Origin of the sequence: Pararhodonellum marinum (assembly GCF_015354735.1) — a bacterium.
Classification (GTDB): domain Bacteria; phylum Bacteroidota; class Bacteroidia; order Cytophagales; family Cyclobacteriaceae; genus Pararhodonellum; species Pararhodonellum marinum.
The window spans coordinates 238,237-257,646 of sequence record NZ_JACEFJ010000001.1 but is presented as its reverse complement, the minus strand read 5'-3'; the positions used below and the strand labels follow the sequence as shown (position 1 = coordinate 257,646).

16 protein-coding genes are annotated in these 19,410 nt (G+C 41.8%); 10 read left to right on the top strand and 6 right to left on the bottom strand.

The features are described from left to right. Window positions 1–6 precede the first annotated feature (6 nt). Window positions 7–918 carry a GNAT family N-acetyltransferase gene (locus tag H1A14_RS01130; protein WP_194774361.1) on the bottom strand — a complete coding sequence of 304 codons (912 nt, stop codon included), beginning with the start codon at window positions 916–918 and terminating at the stop codon, window positions 7–9. A 358-nt stretch (window positions 919–1,276) separates the two neighbouring features. On the opposite strand from H1A14_RS01130, the gene H1A14_RS01125 reads away from it, so the two are divergent. Next, complete coding sequence (locus H1A14_RS01125; RefSeq protein ID WP_194774360.1) at window positions 1,277–1,909, top strand: IMPACT family protein; 633 nt, start codon at window positions 1,277–1,279, stop codon at window positions 1,907–1,909. Here the strand turns inward: H1A14_RS01125 and H1A14_RS01120 are convergent. The 3 genes from H1A14_RS01120 to H1A14_RS01110 are packed head-to-tail and all read right to left on the bottom strand — an operon-like array spanning window position 1,860 to window position 5,125. Then, entirely contained in the window at window positions 1,860–2,471 is a 612-nt protein-coding gene (locus H1A14_RS01120; RefSeq protein ID WP_194774359.1) for a 3'-5' exonuclease, read from the bottom strand. The genes H1A14_RS01125 and H1A14_RS01120 overlap by 50 nt on opposite strands. After that, a complete protein-coding gene (gene nhaC, locus H1A14_RS01115; RefSeq protein ID WP_194774358.1) occupies window positions 2,468–3,949 on the bottom strand; it encodes a Na+/H+ antiporter NhaC in 1,482 nt (493 codons plus the stop codon). Before nhaC ends, H1A14_RS01120 begins: the two co-directional genes overlap by 4 nt. A gap of 51 nt (window positions 3,950–4,000) precedes the next feature. Further along, entirely contained in the window at window positions 4,001–5,125 is a 1,125-nt protein-coding gene (locus tag H1A14_RS01110; protein WP_194774357.1) for an NAD(P)/FAD-dependent oxidoreductase, read from the bottom strand. Between the two features lie 102 nt (window positions 5,126–5,227). Between H1A14_RS01110 and H1A14_RS01105 the strand changes: the two genes are divergently transcribed. Then, window positions 5,228–5,707, top strand: a complete 480-nt coding sequence (locus tag H1A14_RS01105; protein WP_194774850.1) for an Mpo1 family 2-hydroxy fatty acid dioxygenase — start codon at window positions 5,228–5,230, stop codon at window positions 5,705–5,707. A gap of 84 nt (window positions 5,708–5,791) precedes the next feature. Beyond that, window positions 5,792–7,810 (top strand): cation:proton antiporter domain-containing protein, encoded by a 2,019-nt coding sequence (locus H1A14_RS01100; protein ID WP_194774356.1) that lies wholly within the window; start codon window positions 5,792–5,794, stop codon window positions 7,808–7,810. Here the strand turns inward: H1A14_RS01100 and H1A14_RS01095 are convergent. After that, window positions 7,807–10,089: a patatin-like phospholipase family protein gene (locus H1A14_RS01095; RefSeq protein WP_194774355.1), complete on the bottom strand. Its 2,283-nt coding sequence runs from the start codon at window positions 10,087–10,089 to the stop codon at window positions 7,807–7,809. The two genes, H1A14_RS01100 and H1A14_RS01095, sit on opposite strands and share 4 nt — an antisense overlap. Before the next feature lie 159 nt (window positions 10,090–10,248). Here H1A14_RS01095 and H1A14_RS01090 point away from each other — a divergent pair, with 159 nt between their 5' ends. Then, entirely contained in the window at window positions 10,249–10,767 is a 519-nt protein-coding gene (locus H1A14_RS01090; RefSeq protein WP_194774354.1) for a DUF4494 domain-containing protein, read from the top strand. A 44-nt stretch (window positions 10,768–10,811) separates the two neighbouring features. Here the strand turns inward: H1A14_RS01090 and H1A14_RS01085 are convergent, their stop codons facing one another. Further along, window positions 10,812–11,402, bottom strand: a complete 591-nt coding sequence (locus H1A14_RS01085) for an HD domain-containing protein (RefSeq protein ID WP_194774353.1) — start codon at window positions 11,400–11,402, stop codon at window positions 10,812–10,814. Window positions 11,403–11,494: 92 nt separating this feature from the next. Here H1A14_RS01085 and H1A14_RS01080 point away from each other — a divergent pair, with 92 nt between their 5' ends. The 6 genes from H1A14_RS01080 (at window position 11,495) to H1A14_RS01055 (ending at window position 19,374) form a co-directional block, all read left to right on the top strand. After that, entirely contained in the window at window positions 11,495–12,850 is a 1,356-nt protein-coding gene (locus H1A14_RS01080; RefSeq protein WP_317174848.1) for a sugar porter family MFS transporter, read from the top strand. Then, window positions 12,843–13,727: a carbohydrate kinase family protein gene (locus H1A14_RS01075; RefSeq protein ID WP_194774351.1), complete on the top strand. Its 885-nt coding sequence runs from the start codon at window positions 12,843–12,845 to the stop codon at window positions 13,725–13,727. The genes H1A14_RS01080 and H1A14_RS01075 overlap by 8 nt, the downstream gene beginning before the upstream one ends. A 176-nt stretch (window positions 13,728–13,903) precedes the next feature. Next, entirely contained in the window at window positions 13,904–14,752 is an 849-nt protein-coding gene (locus tag H1A14_RS01070) for a UDP-2,3-diacylglucosamine diphosphatase (RefSeq protein ID WP_194774350.1), read from the top strand. Between the two features lie 5 nt (window positions 14,753–14,757). Next, the gene (locus tag H1A14_RS01065) at window positions 14,758–15,879 is read left to right on the top strand and encodes a glycosyltransferase family protein (protein ID WP_194774349.1); all 1,122 of its coding nucleotides are present in this window, start codon (window positions 14,758–14,760) and stop codon (window positions 15,877–15,879) included. Window positions 15,880–16,130: 251 nt separating this feature from the next. Further along, window positions 16,131–18,800: an MGH1-like glycoside hydrolase domain-containing protein gene (locus tag H1A14_RS01060; RefSeq protein ID WP_194774348.1), complete on the top strand. Its 2,670-nt coding sequence runs from the start codon at window positions 16,131–16,133 to the stop codon at window positions 18,798–18,800. After that, window positions 18,775–19,374, top strand: a complete 600-nt coding sequence (locus H1A14_RS01055) for a ribonuclease HII (protein ID WP_194774347.1) — start codon at window positions 18,775–18,777, stop codon at window positions 19,372–19,374. The genes H1A14_RS01060 and H1A14_RS01055 overlap by 26 nt, the downstream gene beginning before the upstream one ends. The last annotated feature ends 36 nt before the right edge of the window (window positions 19,375–19,410 follow it).

Below are 19,410 nucleotides of genomic sequence, written 5' to 3'. Positions count from 1 at the left end.
AATTATTTATCGATCAAAGTAAAATTTCCATGACAGTTTATTGGATTCGGAGTTGGCAAACTTACTTTTAAACCGCATCAAGTTATGGTTGATTTCAGTGGATAAGTCCGAAGAGCCCAAGTCAATGAAATCTACACCCAAATTTTCAGCCAGTTTTAAAACACCAAACATCAAAGCATCACCGGAAAAAGAATGCTGACCCACAGGATTAATGGCAGGTAGGTAATAATATAAACTATTGGAAGTCAGTTTGACACAAAGTACATGGGCGAAAGGTTCCTTAACAGAGGCCAAAGTTATCAGGAAATGCCGGTCAGGATAAGTGCTGATTTGATGGATGAGTTGTTCCTCCTGCACTGAGTAGTCATGCTGTCTCAGTGCCCTCCATTTATGGATTTCCTGTAGAAAATTCAGGTTTTTAATTTGCCCTACCTGCAATTCCCAGCTTAGTTTCTTAAGCTTTCTACCGAATTTCAGTTGATGGTCTGCCACATATCCTTTGATGTATTTTCTGTCATGGATAAATTGATGCAAGAGGATCTGACTTAATTCAAAACCCATCCTATAAAGCACATAGTGAATCATTTCATCGTTTTCTTGATAAGGCTTTGGGGCTTGAACTAAGCTAAAACATCGAATTTTCAATAGGCTGAGTTCCTTTAGAATTAAATCCACAAAGTATTGAAAATACTCTGAGGAGACTTTTTTGTCAATCCAGAAACCGCCAAATGGGGCTGCTGGAAGGGAAATGGCCTCATCGTTTCTGATGGCTAAATACAAGGTGATTTTCAACTTTTTATCCTTGAATAATCTTGCACAATAATATTTATTCTCCTGATCAATCTTCTGATCATGCAAAAAGTAATCGTGCCCGCTCCAATGGGCTGGCTCCCAAAAAAAACTGTACTTCTTAGTCATTGAGGTCTATGGCTATTGCAGGTCGAAAATAAATAAAATGTATCAGCATCAACTGATATTTCACTTAAACTTAACATTGCTTCTAGATTATTCTCAAAAAATTCATATTGGCCAAGAAAATAAGGGGTTTTGGTAAAAAATTATGAATATTTGCTTCCCAATTGTCATTTGATCAATACATTCAGTGCTTACTAATTTTGAACCTACCTTATTTCAAAAAGCCGAGATCCAGACCTTTTTGGGAAAACGGTCAAAAAAGCCAAGAGAATAGGCATCTCACTTATTTGGGAGTATCTATATTAATTTCCTCATTTTTATATTTGCCTTAGGACTTACAGTTTTAACATTACCAAAAAAAATGGAAACGGACACCTATTTGACCCTCAAAAACAACTCAGAAAGCAGCCACAAAGAAAGAGGAAGTAAATTTTTAGGTTTTGCCTATCCAGTCAAAGATGAGGAGGACGTCAAAGAAAAACTTGGCCATCTGAGAAAAAAATACCACGATGCACACCACCACTGCTATGCCTACCTGCTTGGCAAAGACCATGTAGTTTATAGAGCCAATGATGATGGCGAGCCTAACCACTCAGCAGGCGATCCTATTTTAGGGCAAATCAAATCATTCGAACTGACTCAGGTATTGATTGTGGTGGTCAGGTATTTTGGGGGCACCAAATTGGGAGTGGGCGGATTGATACAGGCTTACAGACAGGCGGCACTTGAGACGATTTTGGCAAATGAAATTGTAGAAGCGGTAGAAACACTTCGTCTATCATTCAACTTCGAGTACCCGGATATGAATGAAATCATGAAAATCACCAAAGACGAAGGACTTGAAATTATTCAACAAAAATTCGAAATCACCTGTAGCATGACTCTGAATATTCGAAAAAGCTCAATGGAACAGATTAAAGCTCGGTTATCCAATATAGCCTCCGTTACTTTTTCAAATCATGGAGAAGTTCCTCCAGATAGCCTTCTGCTCTGAGTGCGTAGAAGACCTCGAGGCAGGCCCATGCATCAGTGGCAGCATAGACTTCCTGCTTTTTGCTCAGTTTTTCTGCCTCCCAATTGGAAACTTGTTCAGATTTGGAAATCCTGATTTTCAGTACCATTGCACTTAAATTTCTGACACCTACATTGTGAAATCCTATTTTTTTTAATTCTTCGTTGAGGTCAAAAAAAGCATTGGGATGAAATTGAGGTTTCAATTTTTTAAGTGCTTTCAAGTCATCCCTTACAGCCGCGCCGATTTTTACAATACTGCGGTCTTCCAGTATTTGCCGGATTTGCTCAGGAAAACCCATCTGATTGAGTCGAAAGAGAAAAGCTCTTTCCTCTGTGGCCAACTGAAGCAGTGCGACCTCATGAATCACTCCTTTTTTAAATGAAGGCCTTGTCTCAGTATCAAAACCGATGAACTTTTCTTTGCTTAGTTCTTTTACTGCCTCAAACAGTTGATTTGAGGTTTCAACCAATTCTATGGGACCTTCAAATTGTCCCAAAGGCAATTCGTTGACTTCCGGTTTGGTAATCCTTTTCTGAATCATACCGCAAGTTCTTTTTTGATTTCTTCCATTTCCTCTTGGGAATAGTAGTTGATTCCCAGGTTAAGATAGCCGAACAGGATCGTCATAAATGGACTGATGATGTTAAAAAAACAATAAGGTGCATAGGTCAGGGTGGCGACTCCAAGGACTGAGGCTTGCGTGGCTCCACAGGTATTCCATGGGATCAAGACGGAAGTCACCGTGGCACTGTCTTCGAGTGTCCGGCTGAGATTTTCGCCCTTCAGTCCCTTTTTCTGATAAATATCTGCAAACATTCTTCCGGGAACCAAAATGGCCAAATATTGGTCAGACGTGGTGACGTTGAAAAACATACAAGTTGCCGCAGTGGAAGCAATCAGAGAACCAACAGAATGGACTTTACGGATGATGGCCTGGGCAATGACTTTCAGCATGCCACTTTCCTCCATTATTCCCCCAAACACCATCGCACAAATAATCAGCCAGATGGTATTCAGCATGCCTCTCATTCCACCGGTCACCAACAATTCATTGACCACATCATTGGAAGTAATTATGCTTGTTTCCCCATAAAGGGATTGCATGACCACCATAAATGCATTGTAAGCAAATCCTTTCCCCGTATTTCCTGCTAGTCTTTGAATGATTTCCGGTTGAAAAATGATCGCAAACAACCCTCCCAACAAGGCCCCTGTCAAAAGGGCAGGTACGGCTGGGACTTTTTTGAAAATCATGACCAAAACCACAAGAGGAACCAAAAACAACCAGCCATTGATCTCGAAATTTTCAACGATAATGGAAGAAATTTCTTTGACTTGAACCACAGAACCTACCGCCCCACTGACAAACCCCCATACTCCAAAAATAAGCAGAGCAATAATGATGGAAGGTATGGTAGTTTTGGCCATGTGCCGAATATGTGTGAAAAGATCGGTTCCAGCCATGGCTGGCGCAAGATTGGTAGTATCGGACAAGGGTGACATTTTATCCCCGAAATAAGCGCCCGAGATGATGGCCCCTGCAATGATCCCTTCTTCAAAACCCAAGGCCTTACCTATTCCCAATAGTGCTACGCCCACCGTAGCTACCGTAGTCCAGCTACTGCCGGTGGCAATAGAAACTATTGCACTTACGATACAGGCAGCAATCAGGAATATGGTAGGATTCAGGATCTGAAGTCCATAATAAATCATGGCAGGTACTATGCCACTCAATAACCAGGTACCTGCCAGCGCACCAATCAAAAGAAGGATCAAAATACTGGACATAGCCGAACTTATGCTATTGACTATGCCATCCTGAAGGTGTTCCCATTTGATGTTCAAACGGAAAACAGCGACCAAGCCTGCCACCGCCGATGAAATGATCAGTACCATTTGATTGGAACCTGATAAGCCATCAGTACCGAAAACATTGATGTTGATGGCCAATAAGGCAATGAGGAAGACGATTGGAAATAAAGCTTCTGTAAGCGTAGGCGTACGGTGTTTAGAACCCATGGGTTGTTATCAAAAGATTAAGTAAAATCCGAATTTAGTAATAATTTTTATTTAAAGGGAATCAAATTCCTTTACAAGCTCTTTGGCTACCTGCCAACCTACCGCAACACCCATTCCTCCTAAGCGCACAGCCACCCCCACATTTGGTTTGATCATTTTAACAATTGGAATTTTGCTTTCTCCAAAAGCCATAATACCGGACCAATCCATCTCAAACGCTACCGACTTGCCCGGAAAAATCACTGTATCAGCGAGTTGAATCAGATATTCTTTGATCTTGGATGAAATCCCAAACGCCGTAGTGGACTCTCCGCTAAAATCCACATTTCTACCCCCACCCAACAAAAGTCTGCCATCAATATTTCGGAAGTAAACATAACCTCTGTCAAGATGAAATGTACCTTGCCATGGGAAATTATCTATGGGCTTGCTCAACATAATCATTCCCCTGCCTGGATTTAAATTCAATTCTGGAATCAGGGAATTTGCAAAGGCATTGGTACAGATGGCCATGGCCTCTGCACAAAAAGAAACTTGTCCTTGGGATGAGTTAGCATTTACCTTCACTTCAATAGGTTCCTTGCTCAATTCCACCACCTCTGCCCCAGTTAGTATTTTCACCTGCGCAGCCTGACATTTTTCCCATAATACCTGGATAAATCTGCCAGGATCCAATTGGCCTTCAAACCTGTTGGCTACCATGGATAGAACAGAAGGGCCAAACCCAAATCTTTCCTTCCTTTTTTCAAGGCCAAAAACAGGCTCTTTAAATATCGGCAGTAGCAATTCATTAATCCTGGGAATTTCCTTTAGGTATTTTATTTCTTCATCCCTCAACAGTTCAAATCCACCATGTATTTGAAAATCCAAGGCCTCCTTTCCAAAAATTGCCTTGATCTCCTTCAAGCCCTCAAATCTCCGCCAAACCAGATTCAAAACCTCACTTTCTGTCATATGAATAAGGTCATCGGCGATTTCCGATAAGCTACCAAAACAAGCAAAACCAGCGTTTTTAGTACTTGCTCCACTGGGAAAAAGGCCCCTTTCCAAAACCAATACACTATTTTTCGGAAACTTGGCTTTGTACTGCAGGGCTGTGGACAGCCCGACTATGCCTGCGCCTATCACTAAAAAATCGACTTCCCGAAAGTTCTTTTTTTCCCAATAGCTTAGCATCTTTTTTAAGTTATTCGATAAAATTTCGGGTCTATTTACTAAATTATCCGCTGAATCCGAAGACAAACGCTTTAGAAATCTTTGAAAATAGGACATACCGCCATGAGGAAAATTGACCAACTATTGGCAGAATACGGGGTTAGCCATCAGAATCCCACCAATAAAACCATCCACTGGATCTGTGTTCCGGCTATTTTTTTCAGCATCGTAGGTCTGGTATTCAGTATTCCACAAGGACCTTTGGTCGCATTAGAACCTGTAATGGGCAATTTGGCCAATTGGGCTACTTTGGCCTTGGCGATAGTTTTGGTTTATTATGCTTTCCTCTCCCCTCCATTGGCTTTAGGTATGTTTTTATTTGCTTCACTATGTTTGGCAATTGCAAACTTGATCCACATCCTGTCTCCCATTCCCTTATGGATAGTAAGTTTGGCCATTTTTGTGATTGCATGGATTTTTCAATTTTACGGACATAAAATCGAAGGAAAAAAACCTTCTTTCCTGAAAGACCTGCAATTTTTACTCATCGGCCCAGCCTGGCTGATGCATTTCATTTACAAGCGATTTGGTTTCGCTTATTAACTCCATCAATAATACATTCAGGTCTTTTGAATATCATGTTGTAATTTAGCCGAAAGTCTAACGAACAAAATTCCATCTAATTTTATGTTTTCCATGATCCTAGCAGTCGCTGAATTGCCTTTGTTATCCGATATCGTCGTGATCTTTGGGCTAGCCATGTTGGTGATCCTGCTTTTTATGCGGCTCAAATTGCCTACGATCATAGGATATTTATTTACTGGGGCCATTGCAGGTCCCTATGGATTACAGTTGGTAACAGCCTCTACCGCAGTGGATGTTTTGTCCGAGATTGGGGTAATCCTCCTTTTGTTTGTGATCGGAATGGAATTTTCATTGAAAAACCTGTTGGCCATCAAAAAAGCTGTTTTTATCGGAGGTTCTTTGCAGGTAGTATTGACCATTCTTGTTACCACAATTATCTCTTATTTCTTTGGATTCAATTGGAATATAGCGGTGTTTTTTGGCTTTTTGTTTGCCTTAAGTAGCACAGCAATCGTACTAAAATTACTACAGGAAGCGGGAGAAGTGAACACCATTTCAGGTAGGACAACTCTTGCCATCCTTATTTTTCAGGACGTGATCATTGTTCCATTGATGCTTTTTACCCCTATGCTGGCTGGTGAGACAGACAATATTGCACTTTCGCTTTTGTATCTTGCTTTAAAAGGAGGATTGGTCATACTATTGACCATTGTATTTGCCAAATACATCATTCCTGTATTGCTCTACAGGGTTGTCAAAACCAGAAATCAGGAACTGTTTTTGTTGAGTGTCATTGTCATCTGTTTTGCGGTGGCCTTCGTGACTTCCTTGTTGGGCTTGTCTCTTGGTTTGGGGGCATTTTTGGCTGGACTCATCATCAGTGAATCGGATTACAGCCACCATGCTACTGGCAAGATCCTTCCTTTCAGGGAAGTTTTCCTTAGCTTTTTCTTTGTATCTGTCGGGATGCTGTTTGATGTCACCTTCCTTATCAATCACCTAGTCATAATTATTGGATTGACTTTGCTGACTTTTATCGTGAAGTTCTCCATTATCACTTTTGCGGTCAGGTCCATACAATCCAGTCTGAAGGATGCTTTTGTGGTCGGCTTTTCAATCTTTCAAGTCGGTGAATTTTCATTGTTGCTAGCCAAAGAAGGTTTACGGTATGATTTACTGGACAACAACACGTATCAATATTTCTTGGCTATCTCCATTCTTACCATGGCTGTGACTCCATTTGTCATCAAAAAAAGAGAAAGCCTTTCCTACAAAATGCTGAACCTCCCCCTACCGGATAAACTAAAACCCAAAGTAAAGGATAGTCAGACTTCAGAATTGATCAACTTGGATAAAGATGAACCCAGTGACCACTTGGTCATCATCGGCTATGGCTTGAATGGACGGAATCTTGCGAAAGCTGCCAAAAAGGCAAACATTCAGTATGTCATTATAGAAATGAATCCTGAAACTGTCAGGGAGGAATCTGCTAATGGAGAACCTATCATTTATGGTGATGCAGCCAATGAGACTGTCTTAGAAGCGGTGAATATCCACAAAGCTAGGGTAGCGGTGATCGCCATTTCAAACAATGATGCCACCAAAGGAATCATTGCTCAAATTCGGCATTTTACAAAGAACACCTACATCATCGTCAGAACTCGATATGTCAATGAGATGGAGGCCAACAAGAAGCTTGGGGCAGATGAAGTCATTCCGGAAGAATTTGAAACCAGTATAGAAATTTTCACCAGGGTATTGAGCAAATACCTGGTTCCTAAAGACGAAATCATGGAGTTCACTGAGGAAGTTAGATCCGGGAACTATGGAATGTTCAGGTCGACGTCTTCTGATGGTAAAGACAAGTTTCATTTAGATATTCCAGAAATCAATTTTGTGAGCTTCAAAATTGAAAGAGACATTGGGCCATATATAGAAAAACCCTTGAAAGATATCCACCTTAGACAAGAGACCGGAGTCAACATTGTGGCGATCAAAAGAAACGGAGTGATTTTTTCTGATATTCATGGACATACCAAATTGAAACTTGGCGACATTGTCTATGTGGTAGGCAATCAGGAGGCCCTCAATCAATTTGAAGCCTCCGTAGGTGTAGACTAGTGCTCATGGCTGAAAAGATCCATCAACTTCTGCATGGATCGTCTGTTTGGCTTGCTATTGATATTATCTAGAATGCTTCTTTTCTCCTTGGCAGTCAACCGCCAGTTTAGGGAGGCCCGCTGTATTTCTAAATCCATTACATTTAAGTTCACCTCTCCAGTGTCGGAATCGGATTCAAGATAATCACGGGTATCGTATTCAAACTCAACCCTTGCCAATGGTACTCCTATCGCATCATGCATGAAATTATAAAGAATTTCATTGTCTAAGGTCTGAACCTTATCCCAGTTTGCATAAATGTTCTTGAGTGGAGTAACTATCTTTTCTATTAAAGTGGGTGGCGATTTCTCTTCGATTTCTGTAAACTTTTCTGAATCCCTTATGGTGATCAAAATCACTCCTGAGGTATTTGCTTTGATCCAATCCCTAAATATGTACATAAACCTGCTGGCATCCTTTACTCCGAAATTATCGGACAAACCCGCATCCATGACTTCCATTTGAGGATTGGAGGGCAGTTGAATATTAGGTGTGATAAATGGAAAGGTAGCACCCATTCGAAGGGCACTGATAAACCTAAGGTTGTCTGCATCATGCTCGTCAAAAAAACGTTTGAAGTCAATGGCTTGGCTTTTCTCACTGCTCCCCAGATATCGGTGGATAGAAATACCCATATAACTCATAGAATGTGGGCTGATGAATAATTTTCGACCATCATTGACTATCATCGGGGTGATTGGAAGCATGGGAATCAATGCGTTCCTTTCAGGTTCTTCATAGGCTTTCAGGGGTTTGTCCAAAACCCCCTTGGTATTGAGGTTGAGTTGATTTTCGAATGCAAAGCCCCTGTCCTGAAGATACCTTCTCCCATTGTATTCAAAATACTGGTTCCGGATCAATAAATCATTGACCAAAAGTGTGAATATAATGGGATTGAGGTTATCGGAAGAAATCTGGTCAAGGTAGGTCTTGGAAGTCAGGTCAATGGAGCTATCAGACTGGGCCTGCAAATACAATTCCCTAAAAAAAGCAGCCCCTATCAAGCCTCCCGATGCCCCAGAAATCAATTGGGTGTGGTTGAAAAATTTTCCTTCTGTGGCTATATGGGCCTGTTGAAGCACATTCATGGTCCAAAGGGCCGCCCGCTGCCCACCCCCACTTGTGGTAATGATAACCATTTTTGGAGCCTGTGTTTTGGGGAATTTACCTCTCCAATTGTCCAAGATAGATTTGGTGTTCCGATAATCCTCCAACACGGTATCTGGATGAAGCAATTCATTGAGACGGTTAATGGTATAGATAGCCGGTTCCCTCTCATAATCCAATCCAAAGGCACTATGGGGTCTATTTAAAAAACGGGAACTGGAGACCAGGTTGAATAGGATCAAAGCCAAAAAAACCAATGGCGTGGCCCATTCTCTCAACCAAAAACTGACAGCTCCTACCCCCATTGTTAGAATGGCAAGCAGAAGTGTAGCGCTCATGGCGGCTGGAAATTGCAAAAACACCTTTTCCCTGAAAAATCCCAAGGTCAGTATAAAAATGATCAAGACCATTTGAATCAAAAAAAGATTCAAGTGATTTTGATCAAATACCTTCAGCAACTGATGCCTTTCAAACCGTGATAGATCTTGCCTTACGGGATGCACTTTTAATTTCGCATCCAGATAATACAAAACATTGTCCCGGGTCCTTTTTCTTTCCTGGTACCTTTTGACCACATTGACCCGAGATATCCGGGTCTTCCTCAACTGCTTATCAACCGAATCTGCAAAAAGAATGAAAATATCCTTATTGCTGTATCCAAAATAAAGAAACATCAGTAAGTAACTGATGATACTCCCCGCTGAGAATCCCAATACATATCTGAAAATCACCCAGCTGCTCTCATGGTCATTATCAAGCTGAAAACTGATGAAGGCGTAAAGGTAAATGATATAAAACAAGAGAGGGATTATCCCATTGTTGATGCAAAATTGCAAGAAAGGCCTCCTGACCACCGCCAGAAACTTAAACCGTGCTCCATCCATCATGTAGGTGGTCATGTGAAAGGCCATGGTAAAAACACATAGTCCCACCCCCATCAGGAAAAATCCCAACCAGGACACTTCATTGAGGTATTCGGGATCTAAAAACAGATACGGAATACCTAGCACCCTGCCAAATCCCTGCATGACTGTCACCGTCAACAGGACCCAAATCCCTACCAAGGCAATGTTTTTCCTGAGGTGAAGCAATAACAATTGAATTGGAAAACTAAAAAATATCTTATTCCACATAGGCTGTTTATTCGGGAATTAATATACGCCAATTTTACGGGAAGGATAACATTTTATCAAAAAAATCCAAACCTGGTTTTCCTGCAATTTTCAATAAAATCCATTGGGCCTTTAGCCTTTTCACCTTACCTTCGTGACTCAAAATTAAAAGATGGATGTATGAGAGTTTGGTTTTTATGTAAGGTAAAATATGCCAAAGAAAATGAGCAGGGTTTGCTCAAAAATGTTTCTGAGCAGTATTTGATTGATGCCGTTTCATTTACCGAAGCTGAAGCCCGGATTTATGACATGTTGGGATCAGTGATCAGGGGTGATTTTCAGGTCACCAATATCAGCAAAAGCAACATCGTGGATGTATTTTTCTATGAGGATGTGGACATTTGGCACAAATGTAAAATCACCTATATCGTAGAGGATGCAGACAGTGGCAAAGAAAAAAAGGTCACGCAGTACATGTTGGTTACTGCCCATGATGTAAAGGAAGCCTTTGAAAGGATTTACGAGAGTCTGAACAACATGCTTGTGACCTTTAGGGTGCCGGACGTAAACGAAAGCCCAATTGTAGAGGTGTTTCCTTACGAAAAGGACGAAGAATTGAACCCGCCGATACCAGAGAATCTCAAACCTCTGAGTGAGGTGCAGGTATATGAAAATGAAGAAGAAGAAAGGGGTGAATAGCCCCTTTTTTATTTAGATAAGTCATTTCAAATAGTTCCCCGCCTTTACCGCAGCTGATGATAGATCACGAATTGAATCAATTCATCCAGCGGTATCTTGGCCCGTTCACTGCCGTCTGTAATGTCATCACGGCTTACCTGGGCTGCAAAACTTTTGTCTTTAAGCCTTTTTTTGACTCCCTTTACCTCCATGCCATCATATCCCGTGGGGCGCATCAAGGAATAAGCATGTACAAATCCTGACAATTCATCAAATGCATACAACATTTTATCCATTTCGGTTTGGGGTTCCACTCCAAAATAATCAGGACCATGACTGGCAATTGCCTGTATAATGGTCGGATCCAGTCTTCTTTCCTCCAATTCTTCAATGATAATGCGGCAGTGTTCATCGGGCCATTGATCCCAATCCGCATCATGGAGCAATCCCGCCAAAAACCATTTGTGTTGCTCCTCCACATCATAGCCTTTAGAGGATGCATATGTTTTCATGAGGTGGCCTACTTGCTTCATGTGAAAAATAAGCTTTTCATTTTTGACCCAATCCTGAAGCAATTCCATGGCAGAGGCTTCGCTCATGACATTTCCGGAATTTTCTTTAGATCCGAAGGTGCTTCTGTTCAATAAATGTGTCATAAAGGAAATAAATGGATGGTTGATCAGTAAGATAACAAAATAAAATAATTTTTATTCTTAGTCAAACTCCTTAGATTTAACGATTATACCCAATTCAACCTTCCATGAACAACAAATCTTATGTCATTTTTCTTTCCATTGTAGCGGCCCTTGGTGGTTTTCTTTTTGGATTTGATACTGCTGTGATTTCTGGTGCGGAACGTTACATACAGACCGTCTGGAACTTAAGTGACCTAGAACATGGACTGGCGATTGCCATAGCGTTGTATGGGACTGTAATAGGGGCATTGTTTGCCGGCATCCCAGCCAACAAATATGGCAGAAAAAACACCCTATTGTGGATAGGGATACTGTACTCTGTCTCCGCCTTGGGCTCAGCCATGGCACCGGAAGTCTACACATTTATGTTTTCAAGGTTTATCGGTGGACTGGGAGTAGGCGCCTCATCTGTTGTGGCCCCCATGTATATCAGTGAAATCGCACCCGCCAAGAATCGGGGGGTCTTGGTGGCCTTGTATCAATTCAACATTGTCTTCGGCATATTGATGGCCTATTTTTCCAATTACCTGATTGAAATGGGCTCTTTTCAGGAAAGTTGGCGCTGGATGCTGGGTGTAGAAGCTATTCCTGCTTTGATTTACACAGCTTTAAGCATTAAATTACCGAAAAGTCCAAGATGGCTGATTGCCAAAAAAGATGATTTTGAGAATGCCCGAATCATTCTTACTCGAACAGACCCTGAAGGAGTGGACGAGGCAATAAGGCTTGCCATGGAGGAAAAGAAACTCATGAAAGTAGCCGTGGGATTTGGTGCTCTTTTTCACAAAAAGTACTTCAAGATCACGGCAATGGCCATCTTGATAGCCTTGTTTAACCAGCTTTCTGGCATCAACGCCATCATTTACTTTGCCCCAAGGATATTTGAAATGGCCGGAATCAGTACAGAAAATGCCCTACTTTCCACGATTGGCATTGGCGCGATAAACTTGGTGGCCACCATGTTTGGACTATATCTTATTGACAAGGCGGGTAGGAAAACCCTGATGTACATTGGATCAATTGGCTACATCATTTCCCTGAGCCTGATTTCCTATACCTTTTTTGGAGGAGGGATTCCCACCTCGGTGCTCCCTTATTTTGTCTTTTTCTTCATTGCCTCTCATGCCATCGGACAAGGTTCTGTCATCTGGGTGTTTATTTCAGAAATTTTTCCCAATGAACTCCGGGCTTTTGGTCAATCTTTGGGCTGCTTTACCCATTGGATCTTGGCTGCAGTCATCACCAATGTGTTTCCGTTCTTTGCAAATACTTTTGGTCCAAGCAGTATTTTTGCCTTTTTCGGGGTGATGATGATCCTACAGCTGCTGTGGGTAATCTTTAAAATGCCCGAGACCAAGGGAAGGTCCCTGGAAGAGATTCAACAGGATTTAAAGAAAAGCCATGCTTAAAAAAGTCATCTGTTACGGCGAAATGCTTTGGGACTGCTTTCCTAACAGGGAGGTACCAGGAGGTGCCCCTATGAACGTAGCCCTTCACCTTTCTCAGCTGGGACTGAGTGTAAAAATGATTTCATCGGTTGGAAATGATGCTAAGGGAAGTCAATTGCTTGACTTTATCCGTACATTCCCTGTTGACCTCAGCTTGATACAAAAAGATCCCCAACACCCAACCGGAACCGTGATTGTCAATGACCTGGATCCACAAAATGTGAAATACGAAATCGTTTCCCCTTCAGCCTGGGACAATATTCAGTGGAATCCTGGGCTACAAGAAGCGGTGAGTGAGGCAGATGCGCTGATTTTTGGCAGCTTGGCAGCAAGGTGTGAAACAAGTAGAGAAACACTTCATCACCTGTTGGATACTGACACTTTGAAAATTTTCGACATCAATTTGAGGCCACCCTTTGTGGACATGGATCATCTAAAACCTTTAATAGAAAAAGCAAACATTCTGAAAATCAATGAAGATGAGTTAGACTGGATGGCCGAACACATAGGCCTTAAAGGCTCATGGGAACATATTGCTGAAAAAGTATCGCAACAGTTTGATTTGGCGATGGTCTGCGTGACCTTAGGCAGTAAAGGGGCATTTATTTACAAAAAAGGTGAAATTACCATGCATAGTGGTTTTAAGGTAAAAGTGAAAGATACTGTAGGAGCTGGGGATGCCTTTTTGGGTGGCTTCGTATATGGCTATCTCAATGAAAAGAAGCCCAAAGAGCTTCTGGATTTTGCCTGCGGGTTGGGTGCTTTGGTGGCCAGTAAATCAGGCGGCACGCCTACCTACCACCAAGAGGACATCCATAACATCATTGAAGGTAGATAATTTTTTGTTTTTAAAAGATAAATTTGAAAAAACACCCTTTTTAGGGTCAAATTCCTGTACAATATTAAGGGATTGTGAAGTCATTCCATTCAAAATTGAAAAGAATATTATTTTGTTAATATAGCGTTCATTGCCAATTCATACTGCCGGCTTATCTTTAAAACAAAACTGGTAGATTGAAAACTCACTTCAAAACCATCGTCATTTCAGACGTCCACCTGGGCACCAAAGGTTCAAAAGCCAAAGAAGTAGCCCACTTTCTCAAACAGTATCAATGTGAAAATCTCATCCTCAACGGGGATATCATTGATGGCTGGCAATTGAAAAAATCAGGTTCTTGGAAAAGAAAACACACCCGTTTTTTCAACCGTATCCTCAAAATGATTGACCGGGACAACACAAAGGTCTACTACCTTCGCGGCAACCATGATGATTTTCTGGATCAGATCCTTCCCCTTCAGATCGGTAATCTCTCCATCCTCAATGACATGGTCTATGAGAGCCATGGCAAGAAATTCTTTATCGCACATGGAGATGTCTTTGACAGCATCACCACCAACTTACGTTGGATTGCCTATTTGGGTGATGTGGGCTATACTTTTCTCCTTTGGCTCAACAGACAGGTGAACTACCACAGAAGAAAACGTGGGCTTCCTTACTATTCCCTGTCCCAATATGTAAAGGGAAAGGTGAAATCAGCCGTCTCTTACGTGGACAAATACGAGGAAGAACTGGCGAAAATGGCAAGAGCCAAGGGTTGTGATGGCATCATATGCGGACACATCCATAAAGCCGAAAATCGGGATATTGATGGAATCACCTATCTCAATTCCGGAGATTGGGTGGAAACCATGAGTGCCCTTGCTGAAGATTTTGAAGGCAACTGGCAACTCATATACTACAATGAAATCGATTTTGCCAAAAGGAATACAGACCTGCCTACTGAAGAATTTCCGAGAGAACTGAGAACTGTAGCTTTTAGAAAGCTTGATGATGACTTGGACCTACCCCCTTTTAGATTTTAATCCCCATGAAATTTCTGTTTATCGTGCAGGGGGAAGGCCGTGGACACATGACCCAGGCCATCTCCATGTTTCAGCGGCTCAGCAACCAAGGCCATGAGGTCTTGGCGGTGGTCTTAGGCAAAAGCCAAAGAAGGCAGATTCCTGAATTTGTCCACCGGGAAATCCAATGTCCCATCTACCTGATGGAAAGTCCCAATTTTGTAGCGGACCAAAACCAGAAATCAATACAGATCCGTAAAACCATCTTCCACAACCTGCGGCAGATGCGGAAATTCAAAAAAAGCCTGGACCATATCCATCGATTGGTGCTGCACCATGAACCGGATATCATCTTAAATTTTTATGACCTTTTGGGGGGAATTTATAATGCCCTTTATCGGCCAAAAGCAAAATTTTGGGTAATAGGGCATCAATACCTGATCAAGCACCCCGATTTTATCTTCGCTTCCGGAAGACCTGTTCAAAAAATTCTGTTTATCCTGAATACCCATTTATCGGCCTTGGGTGCAAGCAAGTGGCTGGCCTTGTCTTTTCGTCCCATGGCTACTACAAAAGATAAAAAACTCTTGGTTTTGCCTCCCCTCCTCAGAAAACAAGTCAAACAGCTCTGTCCCAGTGAAGGAGACTTTTACCTCTCCTATGCGGTCAATGCAGGTTATGGGGAAGAAATTCTAAAGTATGCCAGCCTTTATCCCGATTTAAAAGTTGAAGCCTTTTGGGATCATCCAGACCACAAATTGTCCTACAGTCCGATTCCCAACCTCACTTTTCACCCCATTGACGACGTTTTGTTTCTTCAAAAAATGGCGACGTGCAAAGGATTGGTAACCACAGCTGGTTTTGAGTCCATCTGTGAAGCGCTTTATCTCGGAAAGCAAGCCATGATGATCCCTGTCAAAGGCCAGTACGAACAGGCTTGCAATGCTTTGGATGCAGAGGTTTCCGGTGCAGGAATTTCAAATGATAGCTTTGATTTTTGTTTTTTCGAATCATTTTTAAATGAAAACAGGACGATAGATAACGTATTTAAGGATTGGGAAGGACAATTTGAGTTGTTACTTGGAACAGCCATACAAAAAGAAATCCAAGAAACCGGAGTCTTGCAAAAAAGTGTTTCTTTCTCCTAAAACATAAGTTTTTTTCTTTTTGAACTTATTTACTAAGGAAATAGCCTTATTTTTAGAAACAAAAGTTCGTTTTTTAAGGGATTCCACCAGTCCAATTTCAAAATTGCAATCACCCGAATTCCACAAGAATAAACCAATGCAATCGTTTCCGTAAACTTTTTTCATGTTTTTGTAAATCAAAATTGGTTTTAGAAAGTTTAACTTCTGATAAATATTGTAAATTCGGAATTGCTTAACCCCGATTATTGAAGATGAACGTAGAAAGAGAAAGGCTTAAGGAAGACCGTGATTGGGTCAAACATTGGAAAAAATGGGGCCCTTATCTTACCGAACGACAATGGGGAACGGTCCGTGAAGACTATAGCCCTGACGGTTCGGCCTGGGAAAATGTGACGCATGATGACGCTCGCAGCAAGGCTTACCGCTGGGGAGAAGAAGGAATAGGTGGGATCAGTGACCACAAACAAAAGCTCTGCATAGCTTGGGCCTTTTGGAATGGGAAAGACGAAATGATCAAAGAAAGGCTTTTTGGTCTTACCGGCAATCAGGGAAACCATGGGGAAGACGTCAAAGAAGTTTATTTTTACTTAGACGCCACACCCACACATAGCTACATGAAGATGCTTTACAAGTATCCCCAGACTGCATTCCCTTACAAAGAGCTGGTCAGAGAAAATGCGCGCAGAGGCAAAAACGACCCAGAATATGAATTGATCGACACTGGGGTTTTTGACAAGAATGCCTATTTTGATATTTTCCTTGAATATGCCAAAAACGACACAGAAGACATAGTAGGGAAAGCCACCATCCATAACAGAGGCAAAAAAGACGCTCCTCTCTGGGTAATGCCAACGGTATGGTTCAGAAAGACTTGGTTTACTGGGCACGAACCTTTCATGCCTCAACTTACCCAAACTGGAGAAAATACCATCAATGCTTTTTCCCCTAAATCAGGGAACTACCACTTTACTTTTGATGGAAAGCCCGAACTGCTTTTTTGTGACAATGAGACCAATCGGGAAAGATTATATCACATTGAGAATCAAAAAAAATATTTTAAAGATGCTATCAATGATTTCGTTGTTCACGGTAGCAAAAACAACCTGAATCCCAATGGTCTTGGCACCAAATCAGCAGCCTTGTATCAACTGAATGTCCCTGCTGAAGGAAGTGTGGAAGTCACCTTCCGGATGAGACACCAAAGTAACGGTGCTCCATTGGAAGATTGTAATGAAATCATCCAAAAAAGAATTCAGGATGCGGATGAGTTCTATGCTGAAATGCAGGATAGGGTAGATGACAAAGACCTAAAAAACATTCAAAGACAGGCGTATGCCGGTATGCTTTGGAGCAAACAGTTTTACTATTACAATGTCGAAAGATGGCTGGAAGGTGACCCCGGGAGATATGTCCCCCCTGTTTCAAGAAAAAAAGGCAGAAACAACAACTGGAGGCACCTTCAAAATTATGACATCATATCCATGCCAGATAAGTGGGAGTATCCCTGGTATGCGGCCTGGGATCTGGCATTTCATTGTATTCCACTAGCCAGACTGGACCCGGACTTTGCGAAGGAACAGCTTTTGGTATTACTCAATGAGTGGTACATGCACCCTAATGGGCAAATCCCAGCTTATGAATGGAATTTCAATGACGTAAATCCTCCTGTGCATGCTTATGCGGTACAAAGGGTCTATCAAATTGACAAAAAGATGAACGGGGGAAAAGGAGATCAGGAATTTCTTGAACGCTCACTCCATAAATTAATGCTCAATTTTACCTGGTGGGTCAACCAAAAAGACAATGATGGCAAAAACATCTTTGAGGGAGGCTTTCTTGGATTGGATAACATCAGTGTGTTTGACAGAAGCCATGCTGCAAAATACAGTGGTAAACTGGAACAAGCAGATGCCACCTCATGGATGGCCATGTTTTCCCTGAACATGTTGAGAATCTCCCTAGACTTATGTGAATACAACAAGGTTTATCAGTTTACTGCCACTAAGTTTCTGGAGCATTTCCTGTATATAGCCGGAGCTATGTCCAATATTTCAGGAGAAAACATCAGCCTATGGGACGATGAGGAGAATTTTTTCTATGACATTTTCCATCTCAACGGACATGAACCTAAAATGATGAAAGTCAATTCCATTGTGGGTATCATTCCATTGTTTGCTGTGGAACCCATTCGAGAGGAGTTGTTTGAATCGCTGCCGGAATTTAAAAAAAGGCTGGACTTTTTTCTTAAAGAAAAGCCTAAATTGGCTGCCTTGGTTTCATCCTGGATTCAACCTGGCCATGAAAAGCGCAGGTTGTTTTCACTGCTTAGGGGGCACAGGATGAAAAGTATATTGAAAAAAATGCTCGATGAGAGTGAATTCTTGAGTGAATTCGGTGTAAGGTCACTGTCTAAGTATCACGAAAAAAACCCTTACAGCATGAAAATGAACGGGGATACCTACACCGTTAAATACACACCGGCGGAATCCAGTACCAGGATGTTCGGTGGAAATTCCAACTGGAGAGGTCCTATATGGTTTCCCATTAATTATTTGATCATTGAATCCCTTAAAAAGTTTGACTTTTATTATGGGGGAGATTTTTCCATTGAATATCCCACTGGCTCTGGCAAATATGTCACCATCGATATCATAGCTAGAGAGTTGTCGATGCGATGCATCAATATTTTCAAAAAAGACCAGCAAGGTAGGCGACCAGTCTATGCGGATTGTGAAAAGTTCCAGGAAGACCCTCATTTTAAGGACTATATCCTTTTCTATGAGTACTTTGATGGTAATAATGGAAGAGGCTGCGGGGCATCACATCAGACCGGCTGGACGGGCTTGGTGGCAGAAATGATCCATAAATACTACAAAAAACCGGTAGAAAAAGAACATGCTGCTACCCTATTTAGAACTTGATAGACTTGAAGCGGGGTGCGATGAGGTTGGCAGGGGCTGTCTATGTGGGCCTGTGGTGGCTGCAGCAGTCATTTTGCCATCGGATTATGCCAATGAGTTCATCAATGACTCCAAAAAACTAAGCAAGGAGAACAGAATATGGTTGGCGGAAGAAATTAAAAAGCATGCACTTAGCTGGGCAGTCGCACAAAGCGAAGTTGCAGAAATCGACCGGATCAACATTTTAAATGCATCGTTTCTGGCCATGGAAAGGGCTGTTTTGAGTCTTACCGTTAATCCAGAACACTTACTTATTGATGGTAACCGATTCAAGAGTAACCTTAAAATTCCATTTGATTGCATCATCAAAGGAGACAGCAAAATTGCCTCCATCGCAGCTGCTTCAATCTTGGCCAAAGTTCACCGGGATACCATCATGAGTTCTTTGGCAATTAAATATCCTGGATATGGTTGGGAAAGGAACGTGGGCTATCCTACTAAGGAACACCGAAGGGCACTTATGCAAATGGGCGTTACCCCTATCCATAGAAAAAGTTTTAAATTGATTCCCAAACAGTTGGGATTGAACTTCTAAAGTGATTGTTTTTAACCCTCTCATTACTCAATCCAC